Origin of the sequence: Nocardiopsis synnemataformans, assembly GCF_965343085.1 — a bacterium.
Taxonomy (GTDB): domain Bacteria; phylum Actinomycetota; class Actinomycetes; order Streptosporangiales; family Streptosporangiaceae; genus Nocardiopsis; species Nocardiopsis alborubida.
The window spans coordinates 43647-54315 of record NZ_CBDRFA010000060.1; the positions used below are offsets into that span (position 1 = coordinate 43647).

Consider the following 10669-nt stretch of genomic DNA (forward strand, 5'->3'; position numbering starts at 1 on the left):
CTTCTCGGGGTGCGAGAGGACGGACGCTACCAGCGAGACGCGTGGGGGAGGAGGAGAACGGGTCAGCTCGCGGCCAAGGTGTGATCCAGCCCGGCGCGCAGGAGGCTGCTCATCCGCCGTGCGGCCGCGCGTACCGAGGAGCGGTCCGCCGCCGAAGTCGTCCCGGGGACGAGCCGGTGACGCACTCGGCGGTCCTGCTGGTCCCACGCCCAGGTCCCGACCACCTGCCCGTCCACGACCACGGTCGGCAGGACTTCTCCGATCTGGTTGAACGCCTTGGCCGCTGGCAGCGGTCCGAGGTAGCGGGTGCGGGTCTCGAAGTAGGCCTTGAGCGCGACGTCCTCGTGCGCCAGCAGGTGCGCACCGCTCTCCTGCGTCCCGCAGCTGGCGAACTCCTCGAACCGGTCGGCGTTCATCACCATGGGGTGCGGCGACCATGCCGGTACCGTCACCTGGACCAGCTTCACACCCGCGCGGAGCCACGCCTGCTCCACGGCCTGGCGTGACAACGCCGACCACCAGGTGGCGTCGCGCATGCTCACTGGACCGTACCGGTCCAGGTAGGCGCCCATCAGCACGGCGGCCGCCTGCTCCCGGTTCATGGCGGTGTCCAGCCCGGGGTAGGCACGAGCGGCCACGTCGAAGGTGCGCTGCTCGCGGTTCCACACCGGCGAGGCGTTGGTGTAGGCGAGGGAGCCGCGCTCCCACGCGAGCTTGAGCGCCACTCGCACCGCAGGGACGGCCCGCCCGCGCGCGGCCAGGTGCTGCTCGATGTCCCGGTGCCCGGTCGGGCCCTGTTCGTCGAGCAGGGCGAGCAGGTCCACCGTCGCCGCGGCGACATCCTCTTCGGACACCTGGGCGTTAACCACGGCCCGCAGCGCATCGCGTTCACGGAAGTGCCGGGTGGCGGCGTGCGCCGCGGCGGCCAGGGGCAGGGGCAGGGTGTGCAGGGTCTTGCGCATGCACCGCACCGTCACCAGGTCCCGGCGCCCCTGTGGGGTCAACAGCCGCAGCACCTGGGAGAGGTCACCCATCCGCGCGGCGGCGGTCTGGAACGGGGAGGGCAGGCGTGCGGCATGCAGGCCCAGTGCGAGGTCGGCGGTCTCCTCCACCGTGGCAAGGCGGGCGTGAGGCGCCAGCCCTTGACGGGCCAGCACCCACTGCCACAGCCGGGACGCCTCACCGTCGGACAGACGGTGGGCGTCCACGACCAGGGGCGCGAGTTCGGGGGTCATGGGCGGGAGGCTAACAGCCTCCTCCTCTCCAGGGGGCGGTTACGGCGATCATCCTTGAGGTCCCCATTCGGCTTCGACGAAGTCGCGCAGCTCGGCGTAGGAGCGCTGGGTCTCCTCCCAGTCGGTTTCGGTCCCCCACCAGTGGCGGTCGTTGTGGTGGATGTGGAACCTTTCCCAGTCGCCGTCGAAGCCCGGCTCGTGGTGGGTGCCGTGCACCCGGTGCAGCAGGGCGTTGTCGTAGACCTCGGTCCCGGGCAGGGGCACGAACCGAAACAGCGACACCCGGCCCAGGTGGGGGCGCAGCTCGCGGAGCAGGGCGATGGTCTCCCTGGTGGTCTCGGTGTTCTCCCCGGGGTAGCCGTGGATGATGAACGCCTTGGCCTGGATGCCGGCGGCCGCGCTCAGGTGGATCGCGCGCCGGATCTTGTCCTGGGTGGTGTTCTTGCGCATCGCCTTGAGCAGGCGCTCGCTTCCGGACTCGACGCCGTACTTGACCTCGATGCACCCGGCCGCGGCCATCGTCTCCAACAAGGGCTGGTCGACGGTGTCCACGCGCGAGAGTGCCGACCAGCGCAGGCCCAGATCGGTGATGTGGGAGCAGATGTCGGCGACCTTGGTCTTGTTGACGATGAAGTTGTCGTCGACGATCGCGAAGCCCTCGATGCCATAGGCGTCGATCAGGTGCTCCAGCTCCTTGCGGGCCGAGGCACCGCCTCGGTACTGCATGCGGCGCTGGGCGACCGCGCAGAACGAGCAGGGGAAGGGGCAGCCACGGGAGAACATGGTGTGGGCCATGCGCACGTCGGTTCCGGCCAGCCGGTCGGAGAGCACGAAGTCCTCGGTGGGCAGCAGGTGGCGGGCTGGGTCGGGCAGACGGTCTATGTCGCGCATCAGCACCCGCGGCGCGGTGCGGACCGGTCGGCCCTCGCCCGGGTACACCACCCCGGCCACACCGGTGAAGTCGCGATCGTGGGCGTGGTCCAGCAGTTCCAGGATGGTGTCCTCGGCCTCCCCGATCGCGGCGACGTGCGCGTCGAAATCGGCCAAGGACTCCTCAGGGTAGAAGTTGGCGTGGACCCCGCCAACCATCACCAGCGCCCCAGGATCGATGCGTGCTTGGCGGCGGGCCTGGAGCATCAGCCCGTAGGTGGCCGAGGAAGCGAGGCTGAACCCGACCGCGTCGTAGCCGGACAGGTCCAGTCGGGTGCGCCCGTGGGTGACGCGTTCGATGGCGACCTGGTGCCCGGCCTGCTCCACCACGGACGCCAGGTAGAGCACCCCGAACGGCGGGAACTCCTTGCGCCCGTCCTTGAACCGGGCCATGTCGTACACCTCGGGGTAGAGCAGCACCACCTTCATGCCACCCGCCCCCGTCCGGCCTGGCGTGCGGCGAACTGCGCGCTCACCTTCTCGGCGAGCTGCACCGCGACCACCTCCGGGGCCAGCGCCTCGGTGGAGTGCTCCAGTACGGGCAGGCCCGCACGCTGGTAGCGCTGCGCGGTCTCGGTGAACAGGGTCCGCTCCCGATCGGCCGCCGCGGTGTCGGTGTGGTGGAAGCGGCTGTAGTTGCTACCGCGGCTGCGCGCCCGGTCAGCGCAGACCCGGGGCGAGGCGGTCAGGAACACGAACAGGTCCGCGGGGCGCGCGTACTGGTACAGGGAGGCGATGAACTCGGGGTCGGCACCGTCGAGCTGGTCCAGGACGAACGCGGTCGGGGTATAGCGATCGCACACCACGATCCGGCCGGCGTCCAGGTGGGGCAGGAGCGTGGTCGCCAGGTGGTGGTAGCGGTCGGCCGCCATCAGGCAGGTGAGCGCCAGGCCGCGGATGGTGTGCGTGCTGTGGCGGGCAAGTTCCCCGATGGGGGAGCTGGAGGGCTGTGCTTCGAGAACCGCGCAGTGGCCTGTGGCGGCAAGCAGCCGGTGCAGGTGGCGGGCTGTGGTGGTCTTGCCGACCCCGGAGGGGCCGTCGAGGGAGACGAGGAATCCGCCAGGGGCAGCAGGCGGTGGCGTGTTCAGCTCATAAGGGCGTTCGGTCCTGTCCACGGGGTCCTCCCAGTGCGAGGGTGAGCACGGTCAGGGTGGAAAGCTGCGTGGGTGTGGTGGTGAGGGAGCGCCACCAACGAGCGAAAGCCGGTTCGTCGTCGGACCGGCCGAGAACCGGGACGGCCTGGGCGGCGCACTTGCGTACCGCCATGTCCGCGTAGGGGTAGAGCGAAAAGTCCCCGGTGGCGTCGGCGACAGCGGCTCCCGCTGTCCACCGGCCGATACGGGGGACCGACTGCACCTCCACCACCAGGTCCTGTGGTGCCAGGTCAGCCCACTTGAGCCCGAACTCCAGGAGGGCCTCGGCGGCTGCGAGCAGCGGACGGCGCTTGAACGCCATACCCAGCTCGGCGAAGTCGCTCTCGGCCAGGGCGAGCACCGCCTCGGGACGAGGGAAGGCCGTGGGAGCATCAGGCAGCGGCGCCCCGTGGGCGTCGCAGAACCGGGCGAACATCGCCTGTGCCTGGTCGGCCCGGGCCACCTGGCGGATGATCGCGGTGGCCAGGGCCTCCCACAGGCTCGGGGTGCGCAGCCGCTGGACCGGCCCCTGCTTCTGCAACGCCTGACGCAACGCATCGGGGACTCGCGGTCCTAGAACTGCAGGGGAGTACACGTCCACGACCGGCGCCGGGCCCAGGCTCTCACCCACGCGTGCCACCGTCAGGTCCGTGTGGGCCTGCGCCGTCCACACGCCATGCTCGGTGCGCACCGTGCGTCGGCGTCCCGAAGCCGTGACGCTCCAGCCGGGGTGGTCACACCACACGAACGCTCCCCTCCCCGAGGTCTGCGGTGACCGGGCACCATCTTCGTCCTCGCTGCTCGCCGGGGCGGGCCCGTCGCGCCCCAGGAGCGTCACCAGAGCCGCCAACGCACGCTCACCCCTCTCGGACAACCCGGTCCAGGGGTAGAACCTGACCTGGCTGACCACAGTCGCCACCAGCGGCTCGATCTCGGCCAACACGCGGTGCAGGTCGGCGAGCGTGCGCGTGCCCGCAGGGATGAGATGGACGAGCTCTCGGCGCACCGGCTCGCTCACCCGGCTGGCCTGTTCCGGGGGCAGCAGACGCACGCGACCGGTGACCAGATGCAGCTCGACCGCCCGCGGTGCGGCCCTGTCGCGGTCCTGTGTCATGAGGCTGCCTGGAACATCACACGCGCCCGCTCCGAGCGCCGCCTCGGCCGCGGCAGGTGAGCCCACACCGTGTGCCCGTCCACACCACCGGCAACCCCCCACTCACACGAGAGCGCGTCGACGAGCCGCAGCCCGTTCCCCGCCTCCTCGGCGCCGTCGGCCATGCGCACACGTCCCGCCTTGTCCAAAGGGCCCTGGTCGGTGACCTCGATGCGCACCACCGTGGGGGAGTGGGTCAGCGTCAACCGGGTCCACCCCCCGGGGATCCCCGAGACGGTGTGCTTGAGCGCGTTCACGTACAGCTCGTGGGTGACCTCGATCAGGCTGTCGGCCTGCTCGCGCGACATACGGCTGGCCGCCCACACCCACCTGCGCACCTGCGCCGCCAACCGCTGGTCGGCGCCGTACTCCACCACGTACACGCCCGGCTCGGTGACGCGCACCATCCGGGGCAGCGGGGGCGGAAGTAGATCGGCTGGTGGCACGTCAGCTCCTGTCGAGTGAGTGGAGGACAACGCTCAGGCGCTACCGAGCGGCGCAGAACGCCGTGTGAGACCAATTACATAGGGATATCGTCGAAAGGGCCCCCGACGGCAGGTGCGTTCACCACGACCCGAGACACCCCTTTCACACCCCGTGTGAACGGCATGCCACAAGAAAGGCCATCGTGTCTGAGCCCAACGCCCTCCTGGCCACCCTCATCAGCGAGGCTGGATTTTCCAACGCAGGACTCGCATCCAGGATCAACCAACGCATCAACACCCGCTACGACCACACAGCGGTCGCACGGTGGGTACGTGACCACGCGATCCCCCGCGGCCGCGCACCCCAGATCATCTGCGAGATCCTGTCCCAGCGCCTCGGCAGGCAGGTCATCTTGAGCGACATCGGCATGGACCGCAACGAAAGCCAGCACCCCTCCACCGCCTTGGACGCCGTCGTCACCCGCACCACAGCGATGTGGCGCCAGGACCACCGTGACGACGCCTTCCTCGCACACACCCCACCGACGAGCGGTCCCAATGTGATCGTGCCGCTGTTCGAATGGGAGAACCCCCCCGGCGACCGGGACGTGTCACACACGGGGTCGCGGTCGGTAGGAGACAGCGACGTTGACCGGCTGCTGACGGCACGCCACCGCTACCAGGAGATGTACCGGCGAGCTGGAGGCATTCCGGTGCGCCCGCGTCTGGCGCGGTTCCTCTCCGAGCAGGTCGCCCCGACAGTCGCGGGCACGTACTCGGACACAACGGGACGCCGCCTGTACCGCACAGTCGGATCACTGACCGCGCTGGCCGGCATCTGCGCCTACGATGCGTCCCGGCAGGCACTCGCGCAACGCTACTTCCTGTCGGCGCTGCGCATGGCCAAAGCCAGCGGGGACAGGGCGTTCGGGGCGTACATCATCGCCCTGCTCTCCAACCAGGCCATGGCCGCCTCCGAGTACCGGCTCGTCATCCAGTACTGCGAGACCGCGCTGCGAGCCGCCCGCGGCGACCTGTCCCCGGCACTGGTGTCGGACCTGTGCACCATGCAGGCGCGCGCCTACGCCCGCCTCGGCGACCAACAGGCTTGCCACGCCCACATGCAGCATGCCGAGACCGCCGCTGGAAGGATCCGGCAGGAGGAAGAACCCACCGAGACCTCCTACGTCCAAGACGGGCTGGTGCAGACCCAGCACGCTGAAGCGCTCCGGCAGCTCGGCGACCTGGCCGCGGCGGAGGAGTACGCGGTCGAGGCGGTCCGCACCGCTGACAGGGCGCACCTGCGTGGCCAGGTCCACCGGCACGCAGGGCTCGCGATGATCCGCGCGCAGGACGGTCGGGTGGACGAGGCCCTGGAACCGGCGCGGGCGATGCTGGCCCGGGTGCAGGGCATGGAGTCGGGCAGGCTGCATGACCGAGTGCGGTCGGTACGGAAGGCGTTGGCGTCGCGCTCATCGGAGCCGGAGGTACGGGAGTTCGCCGAGCAGTGCGATGCGGAGCTGGCCTTGGGCCTGTGATTGGGTGACACCGTCATCTGCCACCGCCACTGGGGGAGAAGCTGTGCGCTGGACCGTTCACTCCGAAGACGAGCTGTACCGCGACCCCTGGCTGAACATCCGGGTCGCGGACGTGGAGATCACCGGGGGCCGACACCTGGAGCACCGGCTCATTCGGTCCGCGCCGGGCGCGGGAGCGGTGGTGATGGACGAGCACGACCAGGTCCTGCTGGAGTGGCGGCACCGGTTCATCCCCGACACCTGGGGCTACGAGATCCCCATCGGCGGCATCAACCCCGGTGAGACGCCCGAGGCCGCGGCGGCGCGCGAGGTCGAGGAAGAGACTGGCTGGCGGCCGGGCCCGCTGCGCCCGCTGCTCTACATCCAGCCGACCCCGGGGATCTCGGACTCCGAGCACCACATCTTCTTCGCCGACACCGCCGAGCACGTGGGCGACCCTGCCGAGGACTGGGAGGCCGAGCGGATCGAGTGGGTGCCGCTCGCCGATGTGCCCAGGCTCGTGGGGGAGCGGAAGTTGGTCTCGGGCACGTCGGTGTCGGCGCTGCTGCATGTGTACGGGGTGGGGCGTCCGGCCTGAGAAGCACTGCGGCCGCCGCGAAGCTGACAACTTCGCGGCGGCCGAGACCTGCGTCGAGCGGGTCAGGTGATGGTGTTGGTCAGGTGCCGGCCGATGCGGCCCACGAGCACACCCTGGCCATGTCCGGTCAGATCCAGGTAGTACAGGCGCGGAGCCGCCCCCCGCGAGTCGATGCGTACGTGAGCGAGCATCAGCATGGCGCCTTGGGGGTGGACGCTCGCGGGCACGGGGAACATGCGTTGCTCGACCCATTTCCCATAGATCTGTACCTGCCTGGACTCGCCCGGGACGAGGCGTTGCGCACTGATCACCGGGCCCGCGCTGCCATCACGGCAGTAGGTGAGAAAAGACCCCACCGGCCGCCCGTCGGCCTTGGCCCGGGCGTAGCCGCTCAAGGCCTGGAGCGCCTCCCAGGTCTTTCGAGCCCACACACGACGGCGGACTCCTGCCAGCTCATCCAGCTCCAGCGCTGCTTGGCGGTCGCCGGTGAAGCGCACTCCCTCCAGGCCCGGTAGGCACTTCAGGAGCTCGCCGAAGGTGGTCGGGGTCCGCGGGACGGTTCGCGCGATCGAGGCCATGTCACTCCTTGAACGGGGTTTTCACGCTGTCACGTCGCCGTAACCGGTGTGCGGTGAAGTGTCTTTTCGGTTCTGGGTTGGCCGGTATGGGGAAGGCCCAAACACGCTCCGTTGAGCTGGAGGAGAGTCAGCGCGTCATCGAGGGAGAGGTCGGTGCGGTGGGCGCCTGCTCTCCGCGGCCGCCGTTGCCGCGTCGACACCACGGGCACCAGGGCGTGATCCGCTGGTGCCGCTGAATCCACACCAGCCCGGTCCCGAGCATCACCAACATCAGGCTCAACCCCAGCCGCGGGTCCACGAGCACACCCACGGTCAACGCCAACGCTCCGCCAGCGAGTACCGCTCGATTCGGCCGTTCACCTACCCAGTGCAGCACGTGCAAGGGGTGTTGCCACCGCTCAGCCAGCTCTGAGCCTTGGAGAGGGATGCCCGCTATGCACAGCTCGCACAGCTTCCCCTGGTGTCCGAACCGCTCCAGCAGTGAGCTCACGTGCAGGGAGAACATCGCCAGGGAGAACCCCCACCAGCTCAGGTCGGGGACCCACACACACGGGACAGCGGCGAACATGGTCCAGGGAGAAGCCAGTCCGGCGTAATGGCCCACGCTGACAGGGACAGGGCGGATGAACGGTTTGCGCGGTTGCACTGCTCTCCTCGGATGAAGCGGGCTGGTGGTGTCGAAGGCGATGTTCTGGTCAGATCCGGGTACGCGTCGGGTCACGGCCGATCCAGCCGACGATGACGCCGTCCCCGTCGAAGGTGCGGTCCAGGTAGTACAGGCACGGCCCGACGCCGTGGGTGCTGATACTGATGCGCTCGCTCATCAGGGCTTGCCCGGTCACGGACACGCTGAGGGGCACCGGCAGCAGACGTGCGTGCGGGACGGGCCGCTGGCGGCGGGGCAAGGTGGTCTGCCGGGGGACTGGTCCCGCAACGGCTTGGCGGCAGTACCCGGGGAAGGTGCCGCTCCACTCCCCGTCGTGCTTGGCGCGGGTGTAGGTGCTCAACATCAGCAGCGCGGCCCAGGCCTTGATGATCCACCGGCTGTGGTCCTGGCCAGCGAGATGGTCCAGGTCGCGGGTGGCGTCGCGGTCGCCGGTGAAGCGCACGCCGCGTAGGGAGGGCACGTGCTCGACGAGTGCGGTGAAGGACTCGGGGCACGGGTGGGCCATGGTGATCCTCGGGTGTTCAAGTGCTGTCCGGGGGGCACAAGGCAAGGCCCGAACCACCGGGGTTCGGGCCTTGTGGTGGCCCCCAGGCCGGAGGGAGGTCACAGCCTGGGGACCACGTGGAAGGCGGCCCCGCCCCCTTGCATGGGGCCGCCCGTTGGTGCCCATGACCCCGGCAGCATCAAGGCGAACCGGGGCCACGGGGGTCTAGAGACGGTCGTCGGGCCACACGCCGAGGTGGCCCTTGCCGAAGCGGGGGCCGGGGTTCAGCATCTTGGTGACGGCCTCGGCGACGGTGTCGGCGATGATGGTCGGCTCGGTGTCGGTGTCGGGGTCGCGGTCCGTGATCATCCAGCACGACGGCAGCCGGACGATCCGGTACCGGTCCCCGAACCGCTCGTTGAGCCGGGTCAGGGTCGGCTGCCAGTCCAGGGGAGGGACCGCGTCGATGGCCTGCGCCCACACGGTCAGGTCGAAGCCGTCGAGCGCTCCGGGGCGCTTCTCCTGGGTCACGGTCACCGGTCCCCCTCCCGCTGCGTGGTCGACAGCGACGCCAGCAGGTCCAGCGCGGCCAGCGTGGCGCACACCCGCGCGGCGTTGAGGACCCTGCGGGCGCTGCGCAACGCGGGGTCGGTGGTGTAGGGGCGCACCAGCGCCGGGTCGTCGGTCTGAGCCTGGGACAGCACAGCGAGCGCGGCGGTCGCGGTGACGGCCTGCTTCGGCCGGGGCCGGTCCAAGTAGGGGCGCGAAGCCAGCAGTGGGCGCATGTCGGGTTCTCCGATCATCCGTGTCTGGACGTGTGGGCTAGACAACATCCAGTAAAAATGGTGATTCACCGATTTGCAAGCCCCAGGAGAGAATCCGCGATGCGGAATCAGACATTGAACGCAAATCACTTGCCCATCTACGATGGGTCCATGTCTAGTACCGAGTCCTTCTCGCCCACAGTCCGACGACGCCGCCTGTCCGCCGAACTCATCGCCCTGCGCGAGAAAGCGCAGCTGACCCTGGAGCAGGCCGCGGCCAAGCTGGAGTGGTCACGCGCCAAGATCGCCAACATCGAGACCGGTAAGCGGAAGCGCCCCTACGTCACCGACGTCGAGTTGCTGCTCAACATCTACGGAGTCACTGATGAGGCCCACATCGAGGCCTTTCGTGATCTGACCCGCCAGGCGCGCACACAGGGCTGGTGGACCAAGTACGGCGACCTGCTGGACGCCTACACCGGCTTCGAAGCCGAAGCGAGTTCCATCTCCACCTACCAGCCCAACGTCATCCCAGGCCTGCTCCAGACCCCCGACTACGCTGCGGCATCAGCGCGCGCAGCGATCAACTCCTCTGACGACGTCGAACGCATCGTGGACGCTCGTATGCGTCGTCAGCAGATCCTGAAGACAGCTCGCCCGCCGCGGCTGTGGTCGGTGATCGACGAAGCGGTGATCGCGCGCGGTGCTGGCACGAAGGTCATGCGAGAGCAGATCCAGCACCTGGTGGAGATGGCCGAACGGCACACCAACATCACCGTGCAGCTGCTGCCGTTCTCAGCTGGCCTGCATGCCGGGGCGAGCGGCCCCTTCGTGATCCTGGACTTCCCCGTCGCCGCCGATCCGTCGCTGGTCTATCTGGAAACTCGTCATGACGGCCTCTACCTGGAGGAGCCGGAAGTCATCGCGGACTACCGCACCGTCCTGGGTCATGTACAGGGCGCGGCTCTGAGTCCGGCAGAATCAGTCACGCATCTGACCAGCCTGATCGAGGAGTGACTCATGCAGGAGCAGGAGATCGACCCGAACAGCCGTGCTTGGCACAAGGCGAGCTACAGCAGCACCGCCCGCGAATGCGTTGAGGTGTCCGAGGGAGAGACCACTCTGGTTCGTGACACCAAGAACCGTGAGGCCGGGTTCCTCGGCGTCCCGGCCGGCGAGTGGACC

At 69.2% G+C, this 10669-nt stretch carries 14 protein-coding genes; 4 read left to right on the top strand and 10 right to left on the bottom strand.

The annotated features are described in order from the left end of the window. Positions 1 to 62: 62 nt before the first annotated feature. The 5 genes from ACSIH6_RS28125 to ACSIH6_RS28145 are packed head-to-tail and all read right to left on the bottom strand — an operon-like array spanning position 63 to position 4897. Positions 63 to 1235, bottom strand: coding sequence for a DNA glycosylase AlkZ-like family protein (locus ACSIH6_RS28125; RefSeq protein ID WP_435111354.1), 1173 nt, complete (start codon positions 1233 to 1235; stop codon positions 63 to 65). Between the two features lie 48 nt (positions 1236 to 1283). Continuing rightward, the gene (locus ACSIH6_RS28130) at positions 1284 to 2594 is read right to left on the bottom strand and encodes a B12-binding domain-containing radical SAM protein (protein WP_435111355.1); all 1311 of its coding nucleotides are present in this window, start codon (positions 2592 to 2594) and stop codon (positions 1284 to 1286) included. Continuing rightward, positions 2591 to 3280, bottom strand: coding sequence for a dTMP kinase (locus ACSIH6_RS28135; protein ID WP_435111356.1), 690 nt, complete (start codon positions 3278 to 3280; stop codon positions 2591 to 2593). The genes ACSIH6_RS28130 and ACSIH6_RS28135 overlap by 4 nt, the downstream gene beginning before the upstream one ends. Then, entirely contained in the window at positions 3255 to 4412 is a 1158-nt protein-coding gene (locus ACSIH6_RS28140) for a DNA glycosylase family protein (protein ID WP_435111357.1), read from the bottom strand. The genes ACSIH6_RS28135 and ACSIH6_RS28140 overlap by 26 nt, the downstream gene beginning before the upstream one ends. Continuing rightward, positions 4409 to 4897 carry an ATP-binding protein gene (locus ACSIH6_RS28145; RefSeq protein WP_435111358.1) on the bottom strand — a complete coding sequence of 163 codons (489 nt, stop codon included), beginning with the start codon at positions 4895 to 4897 and terminating at the stop codon, positions 4409 to 4411. The genes ACSIH6_RS28140 and ACSIH6_RS28145 overlap by 4 nt, the downstream gene beginning before the upstream one ends. Positions 4898 to 5079: 182 nt before the next feature. Between ACSIH6_RS28145 and ACSIH6_RS28150 the strand changes: the two genes are divergently transcribed. Together ACSIH6_RS28150 and ACSIH6_RS28155 are read left to right on the top strand one after the other, a co-directional pair. Further along, positions 5080 to 6414 carry an NsdA family TPR-like regulatory protein gene (locus ACSIH6_RS28150; RefSeq protein ID WP_435111359.1) on the top strand — a complete coding sequence of 445 codons (1335 nt, stop codon included), beginning with the start codon at positions 5080 to 5082 and terminating at the stop codon, positions 6412 to 6414. Between the two features lie 43 nt (positions 6415 to 6457). Continuing rightward, entirely contained in the window at positions 6458 to 6991 is a 534-nt protein-coding gene (locus tag ACSIH6_RS28155; protein WP_435111360.1) for an NUDIX hydrolase, read from the top strand. A gap of 62 nt (positions 6992 to 7053) precedes the next feature. Here the strand turns inward: ACSIH6_RS28155 and ACSIH6_RS28160 are convergent, their stop codons facing one another. The 5 genes from ACSIH6_RS28160 to ACSIH6_RS28180 all read right to left on the bottom strand — a co-directional run bounded on the left by ACSIH6_RS28160 (position 7054) and on the right by ACSIH6_RS28180 (position 9505). Then, on the bottom strand, positions 7054 to 7569 hold the full coding sequence (locus ACSIH6_RS28160) for a hypothetical protein (RefSeq protein WP_435111361.1): 516 nt from the start codon (positions 7567 to 7569) through the stop codon (positions 7054 to 7056). A gap of 127 nt (positions 7570 to 7696) precedes the next feature. Then, positions 7697 to 8137 (bottom strand): hypothetical protein, encoded by a 441-nt coding sequence (locus ACSIH6_RS28165; RefSeq protein WP_435111362.1) that lies wholly within the window; start codon positions 8135 to 8137, stop codon positions 7697 to 7699. Positions 8138 to 8264: 127 nt separating this feature from the next. Beyond that, a complete protein-coding gene (locus ACSIH6_RS28170) occupies positions 8265 to 8741 on the bottom strand; it encodes a hypothetical protein (RefSeq protein ID WP_435111363.1) in 477 nt (158 codons plus the stop codon). Positions 8742 to 8945: 204 nt separating this feature from the next. Further along, the gene (locus ACSIH6_RS28175; RefSeq protein ID WP_435111364.1) at positions 8946 to 9257 is read right to left on the bottom strand and encodes a hypothetical protein; all 312 of its coding nucleotides are present in this window, start codon (positions 9255 to 9257) and stop codon (positions 8946 to 8948) included. Continuing rightward, positions 9254 to 9505: a hypothetical protein gene (locus tag ACSIH6_RS28180; protein ID WP_435111365.1), complete on the bottom strand. Its 252-nt coding sequence runs from the start codon at positions 9503 to 9505 to the stop codon at positions 9254 to 9256. The genes ACSIH6_RS28175 and ACSIH6_RS28180 overlap by 4 nt, the downstream gene beginning before the upstream one ends. 150 nt (positions 9506 to 9655) lie before the next feature. On the opposite strand from ACSIH6_RS28180, the gene ACSIH6_RS28185 reads away from it, so the two are divergent. Both ACSIH6_RS28185 and ACSIH6_RS28190 read left to right on the top strand, forming a co-directional pair. Then, the gene (locus ACSIH6_RS28185) at positions 9656 to 10501 is read left to right on the top strand and encodes a helix-turn-helix domain-containing protein (RefSeq protein ID WP_435111366.1); all 846 of its coding nucleotides are present in this window, start codon (positions 9656 to 9658) and stop codon (positions 10499 to 10501) included. Between the two features lie 3 nt (positions 10502 to 10504). Next, a partial coding sequence (locus ACSIH6_RS28190) for a DUF397 domain-containing protein (protein ID WP_435111367.1) occupies positions 10505 to 10669 on the top strand: 165 nt, incomplete at its 3' end.

Excerpts from the sequence above, each read along its gene's own strand:
- ACSIH6_RS28125 (WP_435111354.1), bottom strand. The coding sequence starts at position 1,235 with ATGACCCCCGAACTCGCGCCCCTGGTCGTGGACGCCCACCGTCTGTCC.
- ACSIH6_RS28130 (WP_435111355.1), bottom strand. The coding sequence starts at position 2,594 with ATGAAGGTGGTGCTGCTCTACCCCGAGGTGTACGACATGGCCCGGTTC.
- ACSIH6_RS28140 (WP_435111357.1), bottom strand. The coding sequence starts at position 4,412 with ATGACACAGGACCGCGACAGGGCCGCACCGCGGGCGGTCGAGCTGCAT.
- ACSIH6_RS28160 (WP_435111361.1), bottom strand. The coding sequence starts at position 7,569 with ATGGCCTCGATCGCGCGAACCGTCCCGCGGACCCCGACCACCTTCGGC.
- ACSIH6_RS28165 (WP_435111362.1), bottom strand. The coding sequence starts at position 8,137 with ATGTTCGCCGCTGTCCCGTGTGTGTGGGTCCCCGACCTGAGCTGGTGG.
- ACSIH6_RS28170 (WP_435111363.1), bottom strand. The coding sequence starts at position 8,741 with ATGGCCCACCCGTGCCCCGAGTCCTTCACCGCACTCGTCGAGCACGTG.
- ACSIH6_RS28180 (WP_435111365.1), bottom strand. The coding sequence starts at position 9,505 with ATGCGCCCACTGCTGGCTTCGCGCCCCTACTTGGACCGGCCCCGGCCG.
- ACSIH6_RS28185 (WP_435111366.1), top strand. The coding sequence starts at position 9,656 with ATGTCTAGTACCGAGTCCTTCTCGCCCACAGTCCGACGACGCCGCCTG.